The 26,153-nt window shown below is 34.6% G+C and carries 26 protein-coding genes and 2 pseudogenes; 14 read left to right on the forward strand and 14 right to left on the reverse strand.

Going from position 1 to position 26,153, the window contains the following annotated elements; genetic code table 11:
• Positions 1–236 precede the first annotated feature (236 nt).
• The 4 genes from V6M85_RS07580 to V6M85_RS07595 all read left to right on the forward strand — a co-directional run bounded on the left by V6M85_RS07580 (position 237) and on the right by V6M85_RS07595 (position 5,127).
• Positions 237–1,529, forward strand: a complete 1,293-nt coding sequence (locus V6M85_RS07580) for an L-lactate MFS transporter (protein ID WP_338598468.1) — start codon at positions 237–239, stop codon at positions 1,527–1,529.
• Positions 1,530–1,760: 231 nt separating this feature from the next.
• Positions 1,761–2,852, forward strand: coding sequence for a 4Fe-4S dicluster-binding protein (locus V6M85_RS07585; RefSeq protein WP_338598470.1), 1,092 nt, complete (start codon positions 1,761–1,763; stop codon positions 2,850–2,852).
• The gene (locus tag V6M85_RS07590) at positions 2,849–4,096 is read left to right on the forward strand and encodes a pyruvate ferredoxin oxidoreductase (RefSeq protein WP_338598472.1); all 1,248 of its coding nucleotides are present in this window, start codon (positions 2,849–2,851) and stop codon (positions 4,094–4,096) included. Before V6M85_RS07585 ends, V6M85_RS07590 begins: the two co-directional genes overlap by 4 nt.
• A gap of 17 nt (positions 4,097–4,113) precedes the next feature.
• Entirely contained in the window at positions 4,114–5,127 is a 1,014-nt protein-coding gene (locus tag V6M85_RS07595; RefSeq protein ID WP_338598474.1) for a thiamine pyrophosphate-dependent enzyme, read from the forward strand.
• Positions 5,128–5,170: 43 nt separating this feature from the next.
• Here the strand turns inward: V6M85_RS07595 and V6M85_RS07600 are convergent, their stop codons facing one another.
• A complete protein-coding gene (locus V6M85_RS07600; protein ID WP_338598476.1) occupies positions 5,171–5,635 on the reverse strand; it encodes an Lrp/AsnC family transcriptional regulator in 465 nt (154 codons plus the stop codon).
• Between the two features lie 244 nt (positions 5,636–5,879).
• Positions 5,880–6,809 (reverse strand): DUF973 family protein, encoded by a 930-nt coding sequence (locus V6M85_RS07605; protein ID WP_338598478.1) that lies wholly within the window; start codon positions 6,807–6,809, stop codon positions 5,880–5,882.
• A 526-nt stretch (positions 6,810–7,335) separates the two neighbouring features.
• On the opposite strand from V6M85_RS07605, the gene V6M85_RS07610 reads away from it, so the two are divergent.
• On the forward strand, positions 7,336–8,214 hold the full coding sequence (locus V6M85_RS07610) for a pirin family protein (protein WP_338598480.1): 879 nt from the start codon (positions 7,336–7,338) through the stop codon (positions 8,212–8,214).
• Positions 8,215–8,539: 325 nt separating this feature from the next.
• Here V6M85_RS07610 and V6M85_RS07615 read toward each other — a convergent pair whose 3' ends face one another.
• Together V6M85_RS07615 and V6M85_RS07620 are read right to left on the reverse strand one after the other, a co-directional pair.
• Entirely contained in the window at positions 8,540–8,815 is a 276-nt protein-coding gene (locus tag V6M85_RS07615) for a hypothetical protein (RefSeq protein WP_338598482.1), read from the reverse strand.
• A 26-nt stretch (positions 8,816–8,841) separates the two neighbouring features.
• Positions 8,842–9,444 (reverse strand): metallophosphoesterase family protein, encoded by a 603-nt coding sequence (locus tag V6M85_RS07620; protein ID WP_338598484.1) that lies wholly within the window; start codon positions 9,442–9,444, stop codon positions 8,842–8,844.
• Between the two features lie 41 nt (positions 9,445–9,485).
• Here V6M85_RS07620 and V6M85_RS07625 point away from each other — a divergent pair, with 41 nt between their 5' ends.
• The gene (locus tag V6M85_RS07625) at positions 9,486–9,899 is read left to right on the forward strand and encodes a secondary thiamine-phosphate synthase enzyme YjbQ (RefSeq protein ID WP_338598486.1); all 414 of its coding nucleotides are present in this window, start codon (positions 9,486–9,488) and stop codon (positions 9,897–9,899) included.
• A gap of 753 nt (positions 9,900–10,652) precedes the next feature.
• The gene (locus V6M85_RS07630) at positions 10,653–11,123 is read left to right on the forward strand and encodes a hypothetical protein (protein ID WP_338598488.1); all 471 of its coding nucleotides are present in this window, start codon (positions 10,653–10,655) and stop codon (positions 11,121–11,123) included.
• Between the two features lie 7 nt (positions 11,124–11,130).
• On the opposite strand, the gene V6M85_RS07635 is transcribed toward V6M85_RS07630, so the two are convergent.
• Positions 11,131–12,282 carry an IS110 family transposase gene (locus V6M85_RS07635; RefSeq protein WP_338598490.1) on the reverse strand — a complete coding sequence of 384 codons (1,152 nt, stop codon included), beginning with the start codon at positions 12,280–12,282 and terminating at the stop codon, positions 11,131–11,133.
• A gap of 324 nt (positions 12,283–12,606) precedes the next feature.
• Between V6M85_RS07635 and V6M85_RS07640 the strand changes: the two genes are divergently transcribed.
• Positions 12,607–13,314 (forward strand): RNA-guided endonuclease TnpB family protein, encoded by a 708-nt coding sequence (locus tag V6M85_RS07640; RefSeq protein WP_338598492.1) that lies wholly within the window; start codon positions 12,607–12,609, stop codon positions 13,312–13,314.
• A gap of 103 nt (positions 13,315–13,417) precedes the next feature.
• On the opposite strand, the gene V6M85_RS07645 is transcribed toward V6M85_RS07640, so the two are convergent.
• The gene (locus tag V6M85_RS07645; RefSeq protein ID WP_338598494.1) at positions 13,418–14,656 is read right to left on the reverse strand and encodes an FAD/NAD(P)-binding oxidoreductase; all 1,239 of its coding nucleotides are present in this window, start codon (positions 14,654–14,656) and stop codon (positions 13,418–13,420) included.
• 399 nt (positions 14,657–15,055) lie between these two features.
• Between V6M85_RS07645 and V6M85_RS07650 the strand changes: the two genes are divergently transcribed.
• Positions 15,056–15,451: a SelT/SelW/SelH family protein gene (locus V6M85_RS07650; RefSeq protein WP_338598496.1), complete on the forward strand. Its 396-nt coding sequence runs from the start codon at positions 15,056–15,058 to the stop codon at positions 15,449–15,451.
• Here V6M85_RS07650 and V6M85_RS07655 read toward each other — a convergent pair.
• The 4 genes from V6M85_RS07655 to V6M85_RS07670 form a co-directional block, all read right to left on the reverse strand.
• The gene (locus V6M85_RS07655; RefSeq protein ID WP_338598498.1) at positions 15,434–15,697 is read right to left on the reverse strand and encodes a hypothetical protein; all 264 of its coding nucleotides are present in this window, start codon (positions 15,695–15,697) and stop codon (positions 15,434–15,436) included. The two genes, V6M85_RS07650 and V6M85_RS07655, sit on opposite strands and share 18 nt — an antisense overlap.
• Before the next feature lie 596 nt (positions 15,698–16,293).
• Positions 16,294–16,809 carry a DUF1286 domain-containing protein gene (locus V6M85_RS07660; protein WP_338598500.1) on the reverse strand — a complete coding sequence of 172 codons (516 nt, stop codon included), beginning with the start codon at positions 16,807–16,809 and terminating at the stop codon, positions 16,294–16,296.
• A 278-nt stretch (positions 16,810–17,087) separates the two neighbouring features.
• Positions 17,088–18,176, reverse strand: a complete 1,089-nt coding sequence (locus V6M85_RS07665; RefSeq protein ID WP_338598502.1) for a hypothetical protein — start codon at positions 18,174–18,176, stop codon at positions 17,088–17,090.
• 412 nt (positions 18,177–18,588) lie between these two features.
• A complete protein-coding gene (locus V6M85_RS07670) occupies positions 18,589–19,164 on the reverse strand; it encodes a hypothetical protein (RefSeq protein WP_338598504.1) in 576 nt (191 codons plus the stop codon).
• 388 nt (positions 19,165–19,552) lie between these two features.
• On the opposite strand from V6M85_RS07670, the gene tnpA reads away from it, so the two are divergent.
• Positions 19,553–19,954: an IS200/IS605 family transposase gene (tnpA, locus tag V6M85_RS07675; RefSeq protein WP_338598506.1), complete on the forward strand. Its 402-nt coding sequence runs from the start codon at positions 19,553–19,555 to the stop codon at positions 19,952–19,954.
• Positions 19,941–21,223 (forward strand): annotated as a pseudogene (locus tag V6M85_RS07680) (RNA-guided endonuclease InsQ/TnpB family protein); the annotation flags it as partial. The gene tnpA and the pseudogene V6M85_RS07680, both read left to right, overlap by 14 nt.
• Here V6M85_RS07680 and V6M85_RS07685 read toward each other — a convergent pair.
• Positions 21,223–21,366, reverse strand: a complete 144-nt coding sequence (locus V6M85_RS07685) for a hypothetical protein (RefSeq protein WP_338604858.1) — start codon at positions 21,364–21,366, stop codon at positions 21,223–21,225. The pseudogene V6M85_RS07680 and the gene V6M85_RS07685 overlap by 1 nt on opposite strands.
• Before the next feature lie 520 nt (positions 21,367–21,886).
• On the opposite strand from V6M85_RS07685, the gene V6M85_RS07690 reads away from it, so the two are divergent.
• Positions 21,887–22,063, forward strand: a complete 177-nt coding sequence (locus V6M85_RS07690; protein ID WP_338598508.1) for a hypothetical protein — start codon at positions 21,887–21,889, stop codon at positions 22,061–22,063.
• Between the two features lie 210 nt (positions 22,064–22,273).
• A complete protein-coding gene (gene ssh7a, locus V6M85_RS07695; protein ID WP_338598510.1) occupies positions 22,274–22,468 on the forward strand; it encodes a chromatin protein Ssh7a in 195 nt (64 codons plus the stop codon).
• A gap of 299 nt (positions 22,469–22,767) precedes the next feature.
• On the opposite strand, the gene V6M85_RS07700 is transcribed toward ssh7a, so the two are convergent.
• Positions 22,768–23,937, reverse strand: coding sequence for an ATP-binding protein (locus tag V6M85_RS07700; RefSeq protein WP_338598512.1), 1,170 nt, complete (start codon positions 23,935–23,937; stop codon positions 22,768–22,770).
• A gap of 416 nt (positions 23,938–24,353) precedes the next feature.
• A complete protein-coding gene (locus V6M85_RS07705; RefSeq protein ID WP_338598514.1) occupies positions 24,354–24,794 on the reverse strand; it encodes a HEPN domain-containing protein in 441 nt (146 codons plus the stop codon).
• A gap of 132 nt (positions 24,795–24,926) precedes the next feature.
• On the opposite strand from V6M85_RS07705, the pseudogene V6M85_RS07710 reads away from it, so the two are divergent.
• A pseudogene (locus tag V6M85_RS07710) lies at positions 24,927–25,724 on the forward strand (transposase).
• 283 nt (positions 25,725–26,007) lie between these two features.
• Here V6M85_RS07710 and V6M85_RS07715 read toward each other — a convergent pair.
• Positions 26,008–26,100 carry an AbrB/MazE/SpoVT family DNA-binding domain-containing protein gene (locus V6M85_RS07715; protein ID WP_338598516.1) on the reverse strand — a complete coding sequence of 31 codons (93 nt, stop codon included), beginning with the start codon at positions 26,098–26,100 and terminating at the stop codon, positions 26,008–26,010.
• Between the last annotated feature and the right edge of the window lie 53 nt (positions 26,101–26,153).

Consider the following 26,153-nt stretch of genomic DNA (forward strand, 5'->3'; position numbering starts at 1 on the left):
TCATTTAAAACTAACATAAGATCATTACTTTATTTTGTATGCTATTTGCAGTTGTATTAGCAGTTTTCTAATCTATATTCTGGAATATAATGTTAATATCTATAACAAAGCATTATATTCTCAACATTCTCATTTGCATAAATTTTAACATGGCACGAAATCTATTGTCATATTTATCATATATTAGGGTTTATTTTAGAAATAAAAATTAAAAACATATCTTACGTATAGAATGAATGATGAGCAATAAGTGGTTTGAAAAAGGATGGTTTAGATGGATGTTAGTAGTAGCAGCTACCATCTCAATGGCTTTAGTTAGTGTATATGAGTATTCTTGGACTCTGTACACTGTACCCTTAGGTAAGGTATTCCATGTTGCTCCAGGCTCTCCAGCATTGGGACTTACGTATACTATTTACATTATCGTTCAAGCGTTATCGATGTTTGTAGCTGGTAGAATTGCAGATAGATATGGTCCCAGATTGATTTCCATACTAGGCGGGATAATAACGGGAGTTGGATACATAAGCTCTGCCTTTGCTACCTCTTTGCCAATGCTCTATCTCACTTATGGTTTCGGTAGTATAGGAGTTGGCATAATTTACGCTACTGCAATAAGTACTGCCGTTAAATGGTTTCCAGATAAGAGAGGGCTAGCTACTGGGATTATAGAAATAGGTTTTGGCGGAGGATCATTTGCACTATCTCCTTTAATACAATATATCATATCTTTGATAAGTTATAATGCAGCCTTCATGTACATGGGTATTGCCCAATTAGTTATTATAACTGTCCTAGCGTATCTATTTGCTTATCCTCCACCACAATGGCTACCTAAGGGTTGGAATCCAGAGGAGTATGAGAGAAAGAGAAAGATGATAAAAAGGAGTAAAGGTGATTTTACTTTCTCGCAAATGGTAAAAACTTGGCAATGGTGGGTAATATATATCTCATTTTTCCTAATAGCTGGTTCTGGTTTATCAGTAGTAGGCCATTTAATACCTTACGGTAGATCTTTAGGTTTCTCAATTGCGGCTGTAATAGCAGTTTTCCTATTTCCCTTTGCAAATGGATTAGGTAGATTCGTAATGGGAACTATCTCAGATTATCTAGGAAGACCATACACAATGACCTTATCCTTTGGAATAAGTGGAATCTCGATGCTTTCGCTTGCATTTATACCAAAGATAGCTCCACTATTCTTAGCACTAATCTTCATAACGGCATTTACATGGGGCCCACTATTTTCCCTATTTCCGCCACTAATTGGTGATTATTATGGGCCAAAACACTCTGGAGCTAATTATGGGCTAACATACACGGCTAAGGCGTTAGCAGGTATATTTGCAGGATATGGTGCATCAGTATTGTTCACAGTATATGGGATAAAGGAGACTCTGGTTATAACGGGCTTAATGGCTGTAGTGTCAGCAATATTAGCCTTAACCTTAAGACCTCCTAAAATACCTAGTGCACAAATGGCTAGTGTTGAGAAAGAGAAAGGTAGTATAGAATCAAAAACCAAATGATCTATTTTTCTTTTACTTTATTTTCTTTTTCCTTCCTTTTTTATTGCTGTAATATAATATTTTTTTAATTTATAAAAAATTTCTTAATGGTTAAGGTAAACCTCGTATGCTAAAAGTTGCAAGAATTGTATATGCTTCCATAAACATTTTAATATATTGCAAATCCTATTATGTACAAATTAACATAATTACAAATCAATCTATATATAATCGATTACTAAATATTCATATATGGAAGTAAAAGACGAAGTGAAGTACGTAGAGATCGTGTATAGGGGAATATTCCAGAAGAGATTGGCTAAGTATATTGCAGAAGGTATTGTTTACACTGCTAGGGAAATGGGGAAACCAGCCCTATCGTTTGGAAGATATGGCGATTCTCCAGAAAGAAATGGAGTTCCAGCAAAATATTATGTTGGAATAGGAAATGGAGTTAATGAAGAAGACTTAATTGGTTACTCTACTAGAGTGGAACCAGACTTAGTTGATACAATAATAGTACTTGACGATACGCTACTAAAAGGTGTTGAATCTTGGGCATGGCAAGGTGTACAGCCAATTAATCTGAAATTAAAAAGCAACGGCACAATGATAGTTACCTCTACTAAGAAAATTAACGAGTTACTGAAAATGGTTCCTAAAAAGGATTTTAACTGGATCTTCGGAGTAATAAACACTCCGCCATCATTTTCTGGTTTATGGGCGTTCAAAGACGATCTCACGATGGAAAAAGTTTGGGGAGCATTAGCAAAGTTAAGACCAGACATAATAGATCTAGACCATTTGCTTAAATATGTAAGTAAAAAACAGAATGCAGATAAGAGAATATCTGCAGTAAAAGAAGCTTACTCTTCTGTAGATTATAGAACAGTGATGAAGGGTGAAGGGATCGACTTCGTATACAATCCACCTAGGTTACTAACATGGCAGGAAATGTTAGAAGGTACTGTCATTCCAGCAGTACCAAGGGGAAAAAGAAACGAGCAATTTAAGAGAGGTACTACGAAATTTGAAAGGCCAACAGTAGACTTCGACACTTGTATAAAATGTAAATTATGTTGGGTATACTGTCCAGATGAATGTTTTGATGAGACACCAGATGGATATTACGATATAGCATATGATTATTGTGTGGGATGTGGAATCTGTGCAGAAGTTTGCCCAGTAAAGGATTGTATAGTTATGGTTGATGAATCAATGTTTACCGATTATAGAAGACCTTATGAAATGTGGAAAGAGGATAAGGTAAAGTATAAGGAATGGCTAAAGAGCGTAAGACAAGCTAGAAAGGAGAGAGTATACGTTCCGGGGTTGGGAAGATGACAGAGGTTAAGAAGATAGTGGAAAGAGAAGTCTTAATGAACGGAACACAAGCGGTAGCTCATGCGGCTATGTATGCTGATGTAGATGTGGTAGCAGCGTATCCTATTAGGCCATATACTGAAGTTATGGATACTATCTCTAAATTAATAGCAGATGGAGAACTTGACGCTGAATTCATAGTAGCTGAAGGTGAACATGGTCAATTTGAAACTGTAAAGCACGCATCATTAGTGGGTGCTAGAACATTAGTCGGAAGTAGTGGAGTCGGATGGCTTTACGCTATGGAAGCAATAGTAGTTACTGCCACAGATCGTGCTCCAGTTGTGGCAATAATAGGAAACAGAGCTCTAGATGATCCTGGAGCATATGGTGTTGAGCATAACGATGCGTTAATGGTTAGGGATGTAGGTTGGTTACTAGCATGGGTTGATACTGCACAAGAGGCTTTCGATACTACATTGATAGCTTATAAAGTAGCTGAAGATCAAAGAGTATTATTACCAGTTGGAATTTCAATGGACGGTGGATTCTTAACACATTCCGAGCAGATAGTGAGATTGCCTCCTAGGGAATTGGTTAAGGACTTCCTACCACCTTATAATAGGGGTAAATATCTAGTCCATCCAGATAATCCAATAACAGTTGCTCCTCAAGTTAATGAGGATTGGGTTATGGAAATAAGAAGACAGCATGAAGAGGCTATGGAAAGGGCTAGAGGAGTTATAAGCGAAGCATACGAAAGCTTTAAGAAGGTATTTGGAAGGTATCCTGGATCTACTGCTGAAATTCAAATGCCTGAAAATCCATTTGTGGAACCCTATATGATTGATGACGCAGAGGTAGTAATAATAGGCATGGGAACTGTTTCTAAGCCAATTAAAGTTGCGATAAAGAATATGAGAAGGCAAGGATATAAGGTGGGAATGTTAAGGTTAAGGTGGTTTAGGCCATTTCCCACACAAGACGTGATTAAGTACTTAAGTAATAGTAAGGTGGTTTGCGTAATCGACAGAGATTATTCCATGGGTTCTCCAAACAGAGGAGGAGTAATATATCATGAAATACGATCTGCGTTATATGATTTAGATCAAAGGCCTAAGGTAATGAACTTCATAGGAGGACTAGGTGGGAGAGAGATAACGATTCAAGATGTGGAAAAGATAATTAAAATAGGTTATGAACATAGGGATACTCCCATAACTAAACCCGTTTATTGGGTTGGGGTCAGAGGAGACCCCTGGTAAAATTGAGGTGATCCCGTATGGTTGAAAAGGAAATAGAAGAAAAGGTATATAAATCGATAATTAAGACAATAAAAGATGTTCCATTAGAGGAGTTCTATACTTCTGGTCATAGGACATGCCAAGGATGTGAGTCGGCATTAGTGATGAGATTTTTAGCTAAGGCTGCAGGACCTAGAACTATAGTAATAGGAGCAACAGGATGTATGTACGTAGCTAACACCACATACTATACAACGTCATGGATAGTTCCATGGGTACACACTCAATTAGGAGGTTCTGGTGCTGCAGTACTAGGAACTGCGGCTGCGTTAAGAGCGCTAATGAGAAAGGGAAAAATAAAGCAAGAACCCATAAATGTGATAGCGTTTTGTGGAGACTTAGGGTGCGCAGATATGGGGTTGTCTGGAGTCTCTAATGCTATGACTTATGACTACAATTTGCTAATAATATTATACGATAATGAATCCTCTGCGAACACTGATATTCAAGAAACTAGTATGACTCCATATGGAGCTCAGACTTCATTTAGTAGACCGGGGAAGGAAAGAAGAATAATGAAAAGGAGATGGAAGAAAAACGTAGTTTCAATGATAATAGCTGGTCATAGAAATGTTAAATACGCGGCTACAATGACACCAGCTTATCCATTGGATTCAATGAATAAGATAAGGAAAGCACTATCAATAGGAGGTCCAACGTTTATCCACTCTCTAGATCCATGCCCTAAGGGATGGGATTACGACCCTAAGTTTTCACATGAATTGGGAGTGTTAGCTGTAGAAACTGGATTATGGCCATTATATGAATATATAAATGGGGAGATAGTGTATAATGAGCCTACAAAGAGTATTGTTGAAGGTAGAATGAAGAGAAAACCAGTTAAGGAATATCTTGAGAAGCAGGGTAGGTTCTCTCATTTCACTGAAGAGGATATAGAGTACGTTCAGAAAATGGTTGATGAGATGTATGAAGAGTGGGAAATACCCGGTGTGATGCCAATAAAATCAATTAATGTGAAAATAAGTGATTGATTGATAGAATAATGAGGAAAAAAGGTAAAACGTTTTTCTTCTTTTAGAGTAGCACGGAAGGATCTATTTTATATCTCTCAATTATTCTTGAGATTGAAACTGTCTTTATTCCCTTAATGTTGTACAATTTATTCGACACAAACTGATGAGCACTGGAATCATCTTTGAAGATCATGTGTACGTGCAATCTAGGACCATTATCTAAACCATATATTCTCACCACTTCAGGGATTTCCCCTAACTCTTGGGCTACCTTTTTTATGGAGTAGGGTACAGTTTCTATTTCCATAACTAACGATACATTTAATCCTAAATTTACCCTATCTATTAATGCGACGTAGCCCCTTATTATTTGAGAATCCTCTAACCTTTTAATTCTATATCTTATAGTGCTTATGGGTATTCCCAACTCATCTGATAGTTCCTTTAAACTCTTTTTAGCATTATATCGTAAGATGTTAAGAATTTTTTCATCTATCTCATCAAGTCTTATCGTATTAACTCCCATTAAATGTATATTACGCATCTTAAGCATATAAGGATTATTGTAAAAAATGCAAATTATACATTCATAGAATTGCATGAAATGAGTTTTTACATACGATTAATTGTGAATATTCCAAGTCAAAGGAGCGTAGAGTATTGCTATTTTGCAATAATTTATCTATATTATGTACTTAATAAAAAACATGGGTTAAAAACCAATAGTTTATATAAATATTAGTTAACAAAATTTTTAAAGTATTAAACATTTATGGTTGATATGTTACGGTGACATTTAGAGTTTGACCATTGGATAGGGTTAATTGTATAACGTAAATATTGCCCGGAGTAAACATAAAGGAAGTCTTGAAGTTCATTTTAATATTGTTATAACCTATTGATAACTGATTAGGTGATATATCAGCAGTGCTATAACTTGTACCCATTATTATTGCATTTAGTATTTGTAATTGATATTGAGAATATATCATTACTTCAGCAATACCGTTACTATATAGCTTCCCAATTCCTATTTGACCGATAGGTGAGGAAGGTGGCGGTATCTGTTGCTGTTGATATTGGCCTTTCATTACCTCATCTAATCCTGAACGTATCTTAAAAAATCCAATTATTTCTACAATAGCTCCAACTATTGAAATAAATATACTAAGTATCGCACCTATTAAAACAAATAGCCCACCATCATCTAGATTGCGGTTGTTGTAGAACTTACCTAAATCCCTAAAGCTTAGGGCAACAAACAAGTAGCCAATAAATGCAATAATCCCGCCAATTAATTCCAGTGCGACAATACCAATAATGCTGGTGAGTTCAACACGGTGAATTCCAAACCTAATCGTTGGAAGAAGGAGTAATAGATATAAGATAGAGATAAAGAATATGATTAAACCTACAAGGACCAGACTAGTACCAGTTATTCCTCTTCTTAAATCTCTTCCTAAGGACGTTAATAAACTAAATCCTTCTCTCATATTAAGAAGTGCTAATCCTACTAGAACTATTCCGATTACTAAAACGATAATACTACCAGAAATAATTGGTAATCTTGCTCTCATAGAGAATAATATCGTTAAAAGTATAACCGCTGAGATGATCGAGAGTATAGCATTTATAATTAAATACGTTACGCCATTTCTCAGTTTAGCTAAACCAATTGTTTCGATATTCTGTTGGGACATATTATAAATAGTTTTGAGAAGAATATAAGAGCACTGATTCGAAGAGCCTCATAAAGTTCCATATGTCGCTATTTTAGAAAAATTACTGTAAAATCTCTCTTTATGAAATTAATGTAAACATGTAAAAATTTCTATCAAAATATTTATTACTTAATGCTATGAGTTCACGGTATAAATTAGTTATGTTATTAGAGGCAATAGTATGTAGTGCTTCTACATTCAATCACAGTACTTAAAGATTAATGTAAAGGATTTTTTGAATTATTAGTACAATATTTTGCTTAATGGGGTATTTGTAAAACTATCTGGTTTTGTACGTCCTTTTTTTACTATGAGGAGAACATAAAAAGTAGCTTAAGTTTTGAAAACCCCCACAAAGTACTAGTTTAAGGTTTTATAGAGAGAATGTAGATTTTTGACTTTTTACTACAATAATAAAATTGTAGGGTGCAGTCAGATTCTCATTATCAAATAATCATAGTTAAGTTGTATTAGCTTTATATTTTTCAAAAGTAATATCTCATTTATGATTCGTGGAATAGATGGAGTATTAAAGGGAAGAGATACAATAGATGGAGCAGGAGTGAGGCTTTACAGAGTCTTTGGAGGCTTAGATACAGTGGACTTAACTGACCCTTTCCTCTTGTTAGACTTTTTTGGATCTAATAAGGTTGAAGAGTACATTAACGGATTTCCTTGGCATCCTCACAGAGGAATTGAAACTGTTACGCTACTATTTGAGGGAAAAGTTGAACATCAAGATAGTCTAGGCAATAAGGGTACGATATATCCTGGGCAAGTCCAGTGGATGACAGCGGGAAGTGGCATATTCCACCAAGAAATGCCTAAGCCTTTAGATGAAAGCGAAATACCTAAATATAATCAGGATCCATTGCTTGTTAGAGGTTTACAACTTTGGATTAATTTGCCTTCTTATAAGAAGATGACACAACCAGTGTATAGAGATGTAAAGAGAATACCTAAAGAGAAATTCGATTTTGGAGATGTTTCGGTACTTGCTGGAGAATTTGCTGGAATAGAGGGACCGGTTAAAGTTAAAAGTGACGTTGATCCCTTTTACATACATGTCAATCTTAATGGAAATATGACTCTAAAGGTGAAGCAAGGATATACTGTGCTAGCTTACGTTGTTGATGGCAAGGCTAGATTTGCGCCTAACTCTCCAGAGATCGGAAAAGGTAATTTAGTGGTATTTACTAGAGACGGAGATGAGATTAAAATTAGTGGGAATGCGAGTTTCATAGTACTATCTGGAAGACCTTTAAATGAACCAGTAGCGTGGTATGGTCCAATAGTTATGAATACAGAAGATCAATTAATTGAAGCCTTTGAGGATTTAAGAAAAGGAACATTCATAAGGCATAAAGAGGTTCTATTTGAATAAATATATTTTTCTACACGGTAAATACTATTTTTATTGAAACATAGCGTCATTCACATTAAGATTGGACTTTAAAAAGATATGCTCCTTGAATTCAGTGTCAAATGGCATTTCTGATAGAAGGTAATACTTGAATATATAAATTCTAGTTCATATCAATACAGACTCCATTATAATCAGTTAAAAAGAGTGCTTGTGGGGGGTATTTGTAAAGCTATCTGGTCTAAACTCTCTTTTTGCTATGTAGATAATGTAAAAGGTAACATAAGATTTGGAAAAACCTCACAAAGTACAAAAAGAAAAGAGAAGAAAAAAGATGTTAGAAATTTTACCACCAACCCTTTCTGTGATGTAACCCCCTATGCCAGTCAATAATACCAGTTAAATAGCCCTTACCCAGATCAGTTATCTCTAAATACTCTACACCACCCTCAATACTTCTTTTAGCTAATCCAGTAGAGAGAAGAACGCTTATTGTAAAGTCGAAAGCTGATCCATATAGTGGCAAACTCTTCTTTAGTTCCTCTACGCTTTTCTTTCCTTTTGATAACTCTGTTAATGCTTGATAGGTCCACATTCTGAAGATTCCAAACAACTTCTTCACTAATATCAAATTCGATATCAAAATATTTAAACTCGCCTATTTACCACTCTAATACCGTCTCTGTCAATAACAACATATCCTTTATCGTTGTAAAGGTTCTGTAAACTGGTCAAAGTACCCGCATTTGCGCACCTTATACTTTTAAAATATCTTAAAGCATGTGAGTGCCCCAGAACTAGGGTATCCTTAAAGTTTCTTAGCATTACTCTGAAAAATACACAAAAGAGAAAAGGTGGAATATCTTCGTTTATTTTTCTCAACTTGTTAGCTATACTGTACTCCTTTTCCTCATTTACGAACTGATGTCCATGAAGAAGAGTATAATATTTCCCATTATTTTTTACCCTAATAATATCGAAATCGCCCCTACATTTATCCTCATCGCCTTTAACGTAAATTATGTTTTTTCTTATTTTTAAATTTGAAAGAAACTTTCTGTAATCTTCTTCGTTAGAAACTATTATATCTCCTAGAAGGATAATCAATGATGGTTTCTCATTCACTATAATCTCATTTATTTCATTAACGTCACAAAAAGGGTAATGGATGTCAGATAAGATTAAGATTTTACCATTCCATTCTAGTTCAAGTCGCCTCCACCTTTTACGTAATTTTCTAGTTCCTATCAAAGTTTTTATCCCCTCTATCTTATTTATTCGCGTGGTAAAAAATGAAAATTCACTTTGAAGAAATATACGTTTCCACAACGAAACAGTTTGAGTTAATTGATATAACTGATCAAGTTGAAGAGATAGTGAGGAAGAGTGGAGTTAATAATGGAATTTGTTTAGTTTTCGTAGCTCATTCTACTGCTGCAATTATTGCAAACGAGCATGAGAGGGGATTAATGGAGGATATCTTAACAAAAATAAAGGAGTTAGTAGAACCAAATAGAGGATGGAAGCATAATTTAATTGATGATAACGCTCACGCACATCTTGGCGGAACCTTATTAGGTGCAGATAGGGTTTTTCCAGTTAGAAACGGAAAATTAGTGAGAGGAACCTGGCAGAACATTTTCCTTGTAGAATTAGATGGTCCAAGAAGTGAAAGAAGAATCACTGTAGAAGTTCTAGGTGAATAGAGTACTAACGCTTTGTCTGGGATTTCAGAACTTATGTTAATTTTTAAGATCTCCCCAAGATAGCAGAAATGTAACGAACCAGACAGTTTTACAAATATCCCACTAACAGCGTCTTTGATTAAAGGGTTTAAATACTAAGAGAAATTTTCTTTTATGATTTATCTAAACTAAGCTATACTATCTCGATTTCGAATCTAGCTAATAATGTAAAAATTTTATATTATCTTTTGCGAATATTCACATATGAGTGATATTGTTGATAAGTTAAAGAATGATGCGGATTTCATTAAAAAGGTAGCTGATGCAATAGCCTAAAATATTATTGTTGCAGAATAGATCAGAACTTTTTGAGGAAAAATTATCATACCAATAATTTTCACTATGAGACCAAAATATATCGAGAAGGAGTGTAAAGAAAAAGGAATTTTCCTAACCGATGGTTATAATGACTATACTGAGTTAAAGGAGATAATGAAAATAAACAGTTAAATTAGGGGATAGACTGCGTTAATCTTCAACATAAATATTTGTAACCGTACTATACTTTGTGGAGTATATTCGTAAACTATCTTAATTTTGTACGTTATTTTTACTACGAAGAGAATATGAAATAGTAAGGTAAGTTTTGAAAAATCCCATAAAGTAACCGTATTATTCCTATTTACAAAAATGCGGGCAGAAAGCTTCGCCTTTTTAAGATGGAGATGAATACCCGCGTAATGTTTTTTAAACAGTTTCTTCAGAAATAAGCATGTGCTGAGGGCTTCAGAGCGAGCTGTCCGCGAGGACAGTTCCATCGAGGAGGAGATCGTGACAATCAAAATGAAGATCTCCTCCTCGGCTCTGGAGCCCATAGCTATGAATTATATGCAAGCTAAGAGGTTCGTTCTACAATGGTTATATGAACACAAAACCACTTCTCTAAAAGAAGTACATAATGCATTGTATGAAGTCCTCAGGGAGAAATTTGGTTTGAAATCAAAACTTGCTCAAGATTGCTATCGTGATGCTATTGCCGTGTATAAGAGTTGGCTAAAGAATCCCAAAAAAGGGAGATTTCCGATCTTAAGAAACGTTTCCTTATGGTTAACGCCAAAAGCTAGTTATACTGTTGATTTCAACACGATGACAGCTAAGATACTTGGAGAGGAAGTGAAAATAGTGGGATATCCTCACAATCTTTCACAGTACAAGGCGTTACATGCTTCGCCTCTAACAATTTAACTATTTTTCATAACTTGTCTAAGGCTGAAGACAAGGTTGAATCCCCATCAACACTTGGCTCCCTCCCTTTCCTAACCCTGACCACCTTCTTAGAATCACCTTTATAAACACCATCACGTAAAACGTGAAACACAATCCTAGCAAGCTTATTAGCAACAGCAACAAGAGCCTTCTTACCACTCCCACTCCTCTCCTTAATTCTAGTATAAAACTCATTAAACTTACCATCAACCCTAACAGCAGCAAGAAAGAAAACACGCCTCAAATACTTATTACCCGGAATCAACCCATTGTGGCTCAAGAACTCACCACTCTGCTTAGTTCTTGGAGAAAGGCCTGCATAAGAGCAAAAAGCCTTAGAGTTTGAGAATCGAGAAATATCACCAACCTCTCCCAAAATAGTTGAGGCTGTGGTAAAACCTATTCCGGGAATTTTGAGTAGTTCTGCAAGAGTAGCCTTGGGGATTAGAGTGGCAATCATGTCATCAATCTCCTTAACTTGCCCTTCAACCATATTCATCTCTTCTACTAGTTGTTTCAAAATTAATACTTCACCCTTGTTTAGTTTTCTCCCTAATAAGTTCTTTAGTTTCTCTTTCTCCTCATTGGTTAGTTCTTGTCCCTTTACTAGTTTGTCTAGTATTTGTCTTCCTTCTTTGTTGAATGGTTCTATCTTGTATCCTGCTGTTTGTAATGTTTTTCTTATCATGTTTTTTATTTGTGTTATTCTCTCCTCTAGTTGTTTTCTGTGTCTTTCTAGTTCTCTTAGTTCTCTTTCGTTTTCTTTTGGTATGTATGATGTTTTTATCGCTCCTATTGCGTATGCTAGTGCTAGTCTTTTTGAGTCTAGTTCGTCTGTTTTCTTTCCAAGTATTTCTCTTAATTGTAATGGGTTTACTACTCCTATGTTGTATCCTTTTTGTGTTAGCTTGTCGTATAGGTAGTAGAAGTATACTCCAGTTGCTTCCATTATTCCTTCCTTGTAGTCTCCTAGGAAGTTTATGAGTTGTTGTATTCCTTCGTTGTCGTATTTGAATTCTCTTGTCTCACTTTCTCTCTCTATTAATTGTTCCCCTTGTTGTTCTAGTTTTACTTTTGTCACTACTATTTTTGATTCTCCAACGTCAATTCCAAAGGTTTTTAATTTTATTTGTTGCACGTGTTATATTGTTTTTCCTCTCGTATTAGGTTTTCTATCATAATACTTCTATAGAATATCAGACTATTTTTCACTTGTTTTCCTAGTTATGACTACTTTTTGCTCCTTGTAAAAAAGGTGATATTCTCCTACACGGGGTTTTAACCCCATTTGTTAGATTATTGAGGGGATCGTGAGCCAGCCTTGTACACGGGGTTTTTAGCCCCTACTTCGCTTTTGGCTTATGTTGATTTTTTCTTGAGTGCTTATTTGTTTTTCTGTTATAATACTTGGAGTGTTAACCTTGGTGAATGCCTTGCGTGAAAAACGTAGGAGGACTTCAAAGTGAAAGAAGCAAGACTAGTCAAGAGAGGAGATGATTGGTATCTTAACGTGACAATGAAAAAGAAAGTACAAGTAGAGAAGCAAGTTAAAGGGCTTATAGCTGTTGATATAAACATGGACTTCATCACGTTAGGTAATGATAAACAAGTTATAGAAATTCCGACACGTCTAGATGATTCAGTGCATTATAAGAAACTTGCTGAGAATCTGCAGAGAAAATACCCCAAGAGGTGGAGGGAGAATAAGAGAATTCTCGGTAGGATTAGGAGTTTTCATATAAAGGCGAGGAATATTGTGCAGGACTTTGCTAAGAAAGTGGGGAAGTGGGTAGTTGATGAAGCAAGGAGACTGGGTGCTAACTACATAGTCCTAGAGGATCTGAATAAGATGATTTCTCACGTGAAGGGGTTGAAGAAAAGCTATAGGGAGAAACTATATTTGATGCAATACAGACGTGTTCAACAATGGGTTGAGTGGGAGGCTAAGAAACAAGGATTAAACGTAATATACGTTAAACCAGCGTATAGTTCAACTACTTGCCCTAAGTGTGGAGAGAAAATGGTTGAATCTGGGTATAGGATGCTTAAGTGTGGGAAATGTGGTTTTGAGGATCATCGTGATTATATAGCTGTGTATAATCTTTGTGCGAGGGGGTCTCTGACCCTCTTAAGTGCCCCTCAAATGAGAGATGTAATTCCGAATCGATGAGGGGAATCCTCGCCATTTTGATGGCGGGGAGGAAGTCAGATGCTTCTCGTTTATATAACAAATGATGTTTACCCAAACCAAAAATATGAAATTTAAAATATGGTTATTGTGTCTCGATGAGTCTTTTAAGGTCGAAATTCTCATCTTGTAACGAGCTTTTCTTATTTGAAACGTCAATACCTAGCTCTATCATTTTATTGAGCACTTCTAACTCACTATAATCCCTATTTATTGCTACATAGCCTTTTACTGCTCCTCCTTTTAAGTATATTACATTAAAATTCGGATTATTAACGTCAAATTTTCCTCTAATTACGTATTCATCATATCCCATTGTATCTCCAGCTGATTCTATATGCAGATCGAATATATCCGACCATATTGACGATATGAAGTTATATGACTCTTGACCTCCACTCATGTTTCTAGCTGATAATTTTCCAGTATATTCTGCGTTGTTCCAATGTTCAATTCTCTTTCTTCTCTTCTCTCTAGGATCGTATATGTTTGCAACATCACCTGCTGCGTAAACGTCTTTTGCACTAGTTTGCAAATATTCATTTACTACGATTCCGTTATTAACTTCAATACCGCTGTTCTGGGCAATTTCAACATTTGGAATTATACCAACTGCTATTAAAACGAGGTCAGTTTCGATATTCTTACCACCTGAGGTTTTGGCTATTAATCTTCCGTTATTCTTCAATATTTCCTTTACGGATTCATTTAATATGAATCTCACGCCTTTACCTTCAAAGTATTGTTGGATAAGTTTCGATATTTTTTCATCAACAAACGTATTCCAGATGTATGGTTTCACTTCAATTACCGTAGTTTTAACTCCCAGTGTAGTTAAACTAGACGCTACCTCAACTCCTATGAAACCTGCTCCAATAATTAAGGCTTCTTTAGCTCTACTAACGGCATTCTTTAACTTATCAGCGTCATCCAAGCTTCTCAAATAATAAGCGTGCTCCTCACCGGGAATGTTTAACTTTCTTGGTCTACCACCAGTTGCGATCAAAGCTTTATTGAATTTTATTGTGGTACCATTCTTTAAAATAGCTTCCTTGTTCTTAGTATCTATTCTCTCTACCTCGCTGTTTAATTTAACTTCAACGTTATCTGCTTTGTAAAAGCTAGGATCTTCAAAGAACAGCTTATCGCGTGGCATTTCTCCTCTTAAATAATATTTAGATAGAGGAGGTCTATCATAAGGAAACTGTGAGTCGCTAGATACCATTATTATCTTCGCCTTGGGATTCACGTTCAATAATTCCTTTAATGCATTATACCCTGCTATTCCACTTCCTATAATTAGGTATTCATAGGATTTCTCCAATGGCTACACCATATTCCTTTTTGATCAATAAGCTATAAACTTTCGTTTCTAAGTTTACCTAAACGTTATTATTTTTGAATATCTACGAATTCACAGTGCGAATTAGTTCAATTGCTAGAGGCAATAGTATGTAAAGTCTCGTAGTATCGTGTTTTGGTATAAATCATTGATTAAAAATACATTTAACGATTTGAGGGAATTACGTAACGGAATTAAAATAAAATTAGTTAAAAGCGTTTGTCTGTACATACGATGCAGAGTTGTGATGCCATATTAAGGTTCCACGTTTTTGTTAATATTCTTAGCTTCATGAAGATAATAATTGCAGTTCGTAACATAATCTACGTTACTAACTTATTATGGGAAAGTTTTAATATTTAACAGATTCTATTCTAACATATGCAAGATCCGGTATGTAAGATGGAAGTTGATAACACAACGAAATATAGGATAAACTATAAGGGTATAACATACTATTTCTGTTCACAAAAGTGCTTGGACGAATTCAAAAGTAACCCATTAAAGTATGTATCACCAGTGGATCTGAACAAAAAGATAGACATTAAAATAGTTTATTGTAGGCCTTGTAAATTCATGGATAGGGCATTAAACTTAGCAAGGGATATATTGTCTTACTTTGAGGAAGCTAATGTGGAACTGGTGCAAGGGGATAAGGGAATATTTGACGTCTATGTTAATGATGAGTTGGTGTTTTCAAGATATATAGAGAAAAGGTTCCCAGAGAGTGAAGAAATATTAAAAACTTTGAGTAATAAGTTACAACTTGCCAGCTAATCTTAGTATATCCATAATAATACTATCTATATTATTTATGTTACTATATCTCTTTTTTACATCCTCTATTGTCATTTTATTTTCGGTTAAATGCTTAACTAGTATATCGGTAGCTATTTTAGTTAAAGTTTCAATGCCTACCTCTTTATACTTATCCTTTAACTGTCTTACTGCTTCATCAACTGTGCAAGTCTTTACATCAGTTGGTGTAGATAATCCCTTTAAATCCTTTAATTTCCAGCTCATACAGCAATATTCTCTCCCTCATTTTTAAATATTAGCGTCTAAAATCTCCATAAGAGAAAATACGGTGTATAATGATATCGTTAAATAGTGTTATGTCAATCCTTTAGAAATCTACTAATATAATGATACCTTTATGGAAAGACAAAGTTAAGAAGGTAAGGAATAGATAACTCATTATTGAGAAGGTACAATTAATATGTGCAAGAAATAAATTGATCCCGTCAAAAATCAACACAGTAGAGGTACTAAATCATGAATTTGTATTAGGTGAGTTATAATAAGAACTAGAATGAATTAGTTTGTGGCGTATCTGAAAATTGAGATTCTTCTCTTAATCAGAACTATTCGTAGAATTAGCGTTAAGTATTCAAATGCTACGCACTATTAATGAATTAGAAAGACAAGCTCATTGTGTCACCATAAAGGTATAAAATAATTTTCTCAAAATTTTAAATACTATTTAGTAATTTTACAATATATATTATTTAGGACTATGCAAGGAAACTCCAATCCTTAAAATTTATACCTATCTGGCAACACTATGAGACAACTGATAAATAAAGTTACTATAAATACAAAATTAAAAAAAACAGTTATTAAATAATTCTCGCAGAATAGAGCAACATTATTATACCTGCTAAGATTGCTAGTCCATTTACACCAGGATTATTATATTTAAAGTGGGCTAAAGCATACCTAGCCCATCTTCCCTTCTTCTTCACGTAAATACCTCTTTCAGTGAATACGTCTAGCAACATATGCGATGGACCTACAATTAAACCATCTATTACTATGATAAAGAGTAGAGAGGTATCATAAATAAAATTATGACTCTCATAGTCATAAAATGCCAATAATGCTATTATTGGAGTTATAGATAATAAACCCCAGACAATGCTCCTAAACCATGTGTGCGTTAAAGGAGTTCTTACTGGAATATAACCATATCTAGTTATGATTTCTTTATGGCCTATCCTATCAATAAGTGTGTTTGCAATTACTGAGACTATGCCAGCAACTATTAATATATAGTAAAAATATTCGTGTGATAAAATGGAGTCTACTAAAGCTAACAAACCTATTGAAAAAATGTAATGTGTTCTAAGTAGCATGACTCATAAATTCTTTTATAACTTATAAACTTCACTAGAGAGTGTCCGGAATGAGAAAAATTCAGTGAATAATTATTTGAAATCTGTCTCGTTAACGAAAAACTGAATAATACTTAAGTTGGGCAAACTGATATCTAAGTTAGTCAATTTAACATTGGATCAAGGTAATAACTTGGAACATAGAGTTAATTTTATGCCATACATATATTAAAACAAGCTGAATTTTATACAATCTTGACACTCTAACTAGTTTAGAGCACAATTTCTCTGATAGTTGGTCATCTATGGGGATTCCTTACTCCATCGAAATTAAATACCTCATTACCATTTTCTCTTACTGCAATATCATCTCGTTTTATCAGTAAAATTTCGGGCTGAGCGATTATCATTAGGATTTCTCCTTCTTCTCCATACTTAACTACTTCCATTTCCTCGTTAATAACCGAGAAATTCGTAAATGGAAGGCTAGGATAGTACACTATTCCTTTACTATCAACAAATCCTATTGACGATTTTCCCGCAAAATGACCATATGAGGGAATCACTACAATCTCCTTTTCTTTAGATACTTTCTCAATAGTTTTGTTATCCACTTCAGTTCCGGAAATTTTCAAGATCTCTATGTGCTTAAGCATATCCCCTGGGAACATGGAAATAGCCTCTTTAGAGAGAGTCATTAGCCCTACTCCTCCTCTCTTTTGAAGATAATTTATCGCAATTTCATATTTAGGCGCAATTCTTCTGTTCATCTCTTCTCTTGAAGCTAGTTTTAATCCTGTAGTATCAAAACCTAAGTCCACATATTTAAGTCCCAATAAGTTGGAAAGATACTCATGCTCCTTTTGAAAAGCTCCTACGGGTCCAAAAGCTAACAGCCTTTTACCGTTTCCTTGATATCCATTAACGTAAAATTGTATTCCAGAATATTCATTAACTGCAGATACTGCCAATGGGACTTCACTATGGTAAATTATTTTAGCTGGGCCAGTGGTTCCAGAGGATCCACTCCTATAGAGCTTTAGTTCACTTAATCCTTTAGGCTTGTAGTATTCTTCATAACCATTCTCCCTAGTTAACAACGAATAATCACTTTCCCCTAACATATTAATTAACTCTGTAACTGAACTTATTCCTTCAATATCCTTAGCTTTTATATTTCTCTCTCTAGCTCTCTTAACCCAAAAAGGAGAACCTGTACTTTCGGAAATATTGAAGAGAACTATTTCTTTTAGCCATTCCTTATAGAATTCATTAACGTTCTTATTCCTTAAATTCTGTACTATGTAATTTACTAATTCCTTACTGTATTTATTATCGAAATCAAGTTTAGGTAATAATTCTCTTATATTTTCCTCATACTTTGCCATTTGGTCACCATTATAAAATTATTGGTTATCACAATATTCATATATATCTTAAAGTAGAATATGTTTGCAATTTTTTAAATAACCTTTAAGGATAATGATAGTTACAGTAACCCTTAAATGAGTTTAAAGTAGCTTGCACTTACGTGATACCATAAGGTCCTTCCAAGAATATTAAAGGACCAGAAATTGCAAGGGTAATGCTGATTAAGATGATAAAGAAAAACTTCAGACTGTTATATACCTATATTAAGACACTATGAATGATGGGTTTTTATCAATAAAGTTATGGAATCGTTTTTAGGGAGTACAATAGAGAAGCTTGCCCTACTTTTTATCAAATAACTCAAAGATATCTCAAAAAAGTCACCTTCTAATGTAATATTTTTTCTCATTTACGTAAAGTATTTATGATTCATTGTCTTAACCATTTTTTTGCTGAAACTCTTAACCCTAATTTAGTTGGCATATCATTGGGTAATGAATAAATCCCAAGTTTTACCTTGATAACGAATCCATAATTAATTAGAGTGTCAATTAACTCCTTTACTCTTCCCTCACTAACATTTTCCTTTAACAAAGTGGAAAGGTACGAGGTTATTTCTTTTAGCCTAGCTTTCCTCAATTCACTAAGAGAAAGAACAATACCAGCATATCTATAAGGTGAATTAGAAGTCTTCAAAAACCTTTGGAAATCTGAAGTAACTTGCTTAGATGCCTCCTTTACAATCTCCTTAATATCTGGGTTTAAGCCGTGTTTTAATGAGTACGTATAACTTCTTCCAAAGTATGCCAGCCAACCCGGAATACCGTCAAAATATTTTACCGCTTTTTCTACTACATCTTTACTTATTTCAATTCCTTCTTCCTTAAATCCTCTTATAAGGAACTCCTTAGATTTTTCCACCTCAAACCTATCGAGATAAATTCTGATAAAATTTCTTCCATAAAAAGGTTTTTCAGCCTCAACTTGCTTTAGAACTTCCTCCATAAGGCCTACAATACTCCCAGAAACTATAACGGTTGTATTATCACACCAATCAAATATATCATGAAGAAGTGAGGAATAATTTAATTTCACTTTTTTATATACTGAAATTCGTCAAAGAATAGAACGAAAGTTCTTTTATTGTCCTTACTAATCCTATCAAATTCCTTAATTATCTCGATTATGTCATCACTTTCAATCTTTTTAAGTGTTAATCCTACCTTTATCCAGTTAGTTTCTAATAAGTCACTTTCATTTAAACCGAGTTTATTTGAAATAAGCCTTGCTACTTTTCCAAAGAATGTGTAACTTTTAATGACAAAAGAACGGACAAGCCTCGCCTCTCTGAGACAGGGTAACGCTTTTAATCTCTGAATACTTTAAAGTATTCGTGAAATACAAATCAACCAGGCATGTAAAATACCTATGCAATTACCATTTCGTATGGATACCAAAATACCGTAAAGCTGTACTAGAGCCCATAGCAGAGGAACTAAAACAAACACTCATAAACATTGCTGAAGAACTAGGATGCGACGTTTTAACCATCGAAATCATGCAAGACCACATACACCTTTTCGTCAATTGCCCACCACGATATGCTCCCTCTTATTTAGCAAACTACTTCAAGGGCAAGTCCGCTAGACAAATCCTTAAGAAACACCCAGAACTCAAGATAAAAGACGGTCTGTGGACTAGAAACTACTTCGTTGCAACAGCTGGCAATGTAAGTACTGAGACGATCAAAAAGTACATTGAAAGCCAGAAAGTGAAAGAAGATGAAGAGGAGTAACATCGTTAGACTAGTAGTAGACAAAAAGACTAGAGAAACGCTTGAGAAACTCTCTGAAGTATACAAAGCTTGTTGGAATACTGTTAATTGGTTAAGAATGCAACAGTATAAGAATCATGAGAAAATAGACTTCAACACAACAGAAAAACAAGTTTATCAGCAATTTAAAGACAAGCTTAAGGTTAATACACAACAAGTATCTAGGAAAAATGCTGAAACATGGAGATCCTTCTTCTCATTATCTCATGATAAAAAGGAAGGGAAGTTACCTAGGTGGTTTAAGCCAAGACCACCAGGGTACTGGAAACAAGGGATAATACTCGCAAGAAATGATAGATATGTGATAGATGAAGACAGTAGAACGATATATCTCAAGGATTTCAAACTTTCATTAAAGTTCAGAGGAATGCTGAAATGGAAGGGTAAACAAGGTAGACTAGAAATTTTCGAAAGGAATGATAAATGGTATGCGATGATACCAGTAGAGGTCGATTTCACACCGAAACAGCCTAAGGGCGATTTGAAAGCTTCAGTAGACTTAGGTATTGTTAATCTTGCCACTATCTATGTTGAAGATGGCTCTTGGTTCCTATTCAAAGGAGGTAGTGTGTTGTCTAGGTATGAATATTATTCCAAGAGGATTGCAAGAGTTCAAAAGATCCTCTCTATTCATAAGCAAAGGAGGAGTGAGAGACTCTCTCGCCTTTACGAGAAAAGGAGTAGATTTCTTAGACACGCTCTGAACTCCATGATTAGAAAGATAGTAGAAATCGCATATGAGAAAGGTGTTTCAGAGATTGTAATTGGTCATCCCAAAGACATTGCTAGGAACAGAGGAAATAAGCTAACTGTGAATTTCTGGAACTACTCTTATATTATACGTCGCTTTAGTGAGGTTACTGAAGAATACGGAATCAAAGTCAAAGAAGTAGATGAAGCATGGTCTTCTAAGACGTGCTCCCTATGTGGGGAGATTCATGAAAATGGTAGGGTTAAAAGGGGTTTGTTTAAGTGTCCCCACATAGGGGTAATAAATGCTGATTTAAACGGAGCAATGAACATTTTACATATTCCCGAGTCCCAAGGAAGTGGGAGTGGGGGGCAACTCCCACTGAGGGATAGGGGTAATGGGCTTAAGACTAAGCCCGTGGTCTACCGCTGGATGAATGGAGCGGGGTGGGGATTTTATCCTCTACCAGCAATGAAGTGATGAAAGTGAAGGCGGTAAACCACAAACCAATGATCCGCCCTAGGGGAACCCTTTCCCTTCAGGACGGGGAGGAAGTCAGTTCTTTTGCCCCTTCTAGAAAAAGCTTAGTGAACATATCAGTTGAGTAGTTCCTCTTTCCTTCTAATCTTGCTAGATTTATGTTAAACGATATAATCTCCTCTCTTAGCTCATTTAGTCCCACCTTGACTAAACTCGTTTTTCCAATTCTCCTTATTCCTACTACCGCTCCGAAATCCTTATGTCTAATAACGTCTATTAAGCCTTCCAGCTCTTCCTCTCTGTCAAACAGATCCTCCCTTTTACTTTTCGGCCTTGTGTCAAATAAAATTTTCCGCCACCGGAATCATTCCGCCACCGGAAAATTTAAACTTCTCTTAAGTCCTATTAAAATGTATGACTGATAAAGGAGTTGTAATTGAGGTGTAATCATCTCCTCCTTACCTAAAGGATGAGAGTCTCCTTAGGGTTATCATAGGTTTAGTTAATTATCTTCCCTTACGAGGACACTTCTTCGAAATAGAGTTGTTCTTTATAGGCCTTGATGAGAAAGGCTTGACTACTTTTTGTCAGTTATCTTTATTTAGCGTATTATTCATTTAGAATTGGAAAGTATTCCTAAGGTTTTATTTGTTTAAGCCCTTATAACTTATGTTAGATAAATTTATAAAATAGGAGTTATATATATACATAGGGTGAAATATATGATAAGTCTCAAAATTGGTCACAAGAAGGAACAAAAACAAAATGTTACCTTTAACATTCCCGTTTATGATATATCAAAGTTACCTGAAGAATATTTGAGGAATGAGTTCCCGGAAGAATGGAAAGCATTACAAAAGGAGAAGAAATCATATTATGGATGGATTTGGTATTCCTAACCTAAATTAAAACCTTTTTATACTATTGTATTCTTCTATATCTTATCTATTAAACACTTGTTATCTATTTTATTTATCTCTAAAAAGGAGTTATAAGGTTAACGTTAAGGAATCAACTTTTTCTAATCTTATGATAATACCTTAAGTTATACTTATCTAAAAACCGTAAAGTATATTTAAGAGAGTAACATAAGGATATCTTGAAGAAATATGGTAACAGTAAAGTTCAAGTACAAGGGAGAAGAGAAACAAGTAGATATCAGTAAGATAAAGAAGGTTTGGAGAGTTGGCAAGATGATAAGCTTCACCTATGACGAGGGTGGAGGAAAGACTGGTAGAGGAGCTGTGAGTGAGAAAGATGCTCCAAAAGAATTGTTACAAATGTTAGAGAAACAAAAGAAGTAAATATTAAGAGAGAAGGAAGTGTCTTAATTTAAAAGCTATTGTTGTTTTTCTTGGCTAATATCTGTTTTTTCCCATTTTATGACGATTTCTGAAATATATAAAATTTAGCTAATTTCATATTAATAAATAAAACGGATTTTGCTAGGAAAGTAGGTAAATGGATTATTGGGAATGTCGTCATATAGGCATAAATTATTTCTCTAGAGCATTTCAATAAAGCATTAATTTCCATAAACTAATGATTTAACTTTAACTTTAATTCCTAAGATTTCATAGCATATAATAAAAATTCCTAGTATTTATTTCTCTTCTTTTTTCTTATTTAACTCTTTGGAAATTTCTATCAGTTCCTTAGGACCTATTGAAACATCACCAATTTCTGGGGGTTTATCTTTCAGGCTTATCAACCCTACTTTTTCTGCAACTTTACTCATTTTCTTTATTGCTTCCTTAGCTTCTGATGTTGTTATTTCTCCCATTTTAACCTCAAATGCTATAATTCTTTTCTTTCCCTTCATAACTATCATATCAATGTCTTCTTTTGGAGAGTAAACGAAATCTCCTCCATAATATTTACTTATCATTTCACCTACAGAAAATTGGACCTCTAACCCTATGGGTAATTCGTATATTTTGACGTCTCTTTCTGTGATTAAATATTTTGATTCAGCATATAAAGATAAGGAAATTACTGGGGAAACATGTCTATAATAATATTCTTTCCCTAAAGTTCTAATCTTCTTTATCAACCCCATTTTGTTCAGTTTATTCATTAAGGAAGAAACAGTGGCTTCTCCTCCTTTTACTTGTAAAATTCCAGCCAATTCTGAAGTTCTCCAAATTCCTTCTGCTACTCTCAAAAGTAATTGATAATATGTTTCTGTCAAACTTCTTTCTTCTTCTTTAAATACTTCTCCTATTAATCCCTTTGAAATTAAAGAGAATTCCTTTATCCTGTTCACAAATTCTTCATAAGAGTTTATAAATGGAATAATCCAGGGATCTCTAAAAAGAGTAGAAAGTAATGGATCTTCAAGTTGGGATAAAACTTCTTCATAGCTGATAATTGGAATTTCCTTTGGGGTTATCAACCCTAAAAGTGGAGAGTTTCTATCAAAGACTTTATTAAGAATTCCATAACTAGAGCCGGACAAAATTAAAATTCCACTCTTATCAAAAGTGGAAATGTCTACGTAAAATTTTTCCGGTAATCTTTGAAATTCATCAATAACTACTTTATTCCCCCTTTTAAGTTCAGAACGTACTTCTTTTAATAGCTCTTCTATCTTTATCCTTTCACCACCTTCTAATAATCCTTCTGTTTCGTTTGCTATTGTTACAAAATAATCATATTTAATGCAATTTTTTATTAATGTAGTTTTACCAGTTTTTCTTCTACCGTAAAGCAATAACCAATAATCAACATTTTTTAGTTCTTCACATTCTTTTCTTTTCAGGACTAGTCTCATAGGACTAGTCTCAGCAGACTATAATATATAAAGTTATTCATTCCGAAAACGCTCAAAGAAATTATTCTTTAAATACCATTACGGCTTTTATTTCAGTGAGAGCAGAAGCTTATTGTATCTAAGGGAATATTCTACAGATAAGCGCTAAGCTTTCTCTTGTTTAGACAATTTATTAGAAAGACTTAAATATTTCAAGACTTTCAGCTCAAATTCATTTTCAGGCTACCTAATTCCCTCGTCATTAGAATCCTTTAACTTAAAGTGGAATTACATAGAAAAAGGTCTTTCAGAAGCTTCAATTCCAGCGAAGGGAATAGAATAAGGAGCAACTATCGGAGGATTAAATGCTATTGTTAGGAGAGTAGGAAAAAGCCATAGGGAAAAGGATAACAACAATACCTAGCTGTGCGAAACTATTAACTTAAAATATTTTCTCTTATCCTTTTTATTAAAGGCAATAATTTATTTTCTACAGTATTTATACATATTTCAGCATCTTCTTTCGTTATATCAGAATATTGCCCTAAGTTTCTAGAGTTTTCTACTATTATAAATTCTTTTCTATTTTCTCTTATTATTTTTCTTATCTCCCCTTCGAAACTTGGAATATGAAAGGACAAAGATGAAAGAATTTTTCTGATATTATGAAAAGAATAATACGGAGGATCCTTCCTTATTAGACTATAAACTGATCTTATCATTAATTCTGCTGAAATTGCGCAATTAGTGGAAGAAACGTCATAAAATGATTTTTCTAAAGCAGTCTTAGAAATAATTAAGTATCTTAAAGATCTTTCATATAAGTCCATGCTTATATTAAAGGAGATAAGGATAGTAAATCTATTGCTGTTCCACATAATATTCACTCTATTAAATTAGTTACTGGAGTTTCTGAAGAGTTAACGTTAAGATGTCATAATACCAATGATAATCATGTCCTCTGAGAAAGGAAATAAACTAGAGATTGGTCAAAGTACGACGAGAACCTCATAACTAGATACGAGATGATATTCCCTTACTACGTGTTCGAACATTGGTACGAACTTCTAGAGGAGGACAATAAGAAGGCTAAATCAAGACCCTACAAAGCACCACTCATGTTAAACGAATTCCTAGCCTTCCTCTGGAGGGATTCTAAGAGCATTCCACGAAGTGAGAATAATACCAGTCTACCTCGACTACAAGACCATCCACCTAAGACTAAAAAACATGCAACTAGACTACAACAAAGTCAAGGATGAAGTAGAACTAATAAGCGACGGCACGGGAATAAGCGTTGAACAAGGAGGTAGGTACATAAGGGCAAAGTGGAAAAAGAGTGAGAAGAGGAAGTTCCTCAAAATAGTAGTTCACGTTGATGCTAATTCCATGAAGGTTTTGAAGGCTGAGGTTGAGAACTCTGAGGTTAAGTCGGCAGTTAAGGAGGTAAGTGAAGAGGGCGGGAGGTTACGAAGTTTTATGGGGATAAGGCTTATGATTCTAATGCTATTTATGATCTAGTTCCTGAGGTTGTGATTCCGCCTAAGAGGTCGGCTAATGTGGATAGGGCTAGTCCGAGGAGGCGTGATACAATTCTAGATAAGGAGTCGTCACGTGATTGGAGGAGGGGTTGTGGTAGGAGATGGTGGGTTGAGGTTGTGATATCTGCTGTGAAGAGAATTTTTGGTCATGGGATTCGTGCTAGGGGTGTTCTTTAAGCTACTTTTTTAAAGTTTTGGCTTTATCACGTTATGAGGGAGATGGCTGATTTCTTGGTGGGTGAGGTTCACGCGGTTCGCGTAGCGTAGTGTGTAGTCTAATGAGTTTAGTTTAGAGGAAATTTAGTGAAACAAATATATACTTTATGAAGAGATAATTCAGATACCACACACTAAAACTTTTCTCATGATATTCAGTATCTTGAAACATTGAGTAGACTAGAATATTTGTATCAACTATTATAATCATCAGTAAACGCCTTATTCACTATTTCATCAATCTCCTCAACACTTAATTTTCTACCCAAACTTCTAACAATCCATGGTCTTCTCATAACCTTCATAACTACCTCCTCTCCTCTTACTTAAAAAATCACGTAATCGCCTTTTTTATTCCTAGCTTCTCTCTTATTTCTGCAGGGATAGTAATTTGATAATTCCTTGTGACTTTGGTGAATGCTTTCATAGTAATTTTACTGTTAACTATATATGTAAACTTTTCTAGTAGGAAATAAGATT

The sequence above is a fragment of the Sulfolobus tengchongensis genome (assembly GCF_036967215.1).
Classification (GTDB): Archaea; Thermoproteota; Thermoprotei_A; order Sulfolobales; family Sulfolobaceae; genus Saccharolobus; species Saccharolobus tengchongensis_A.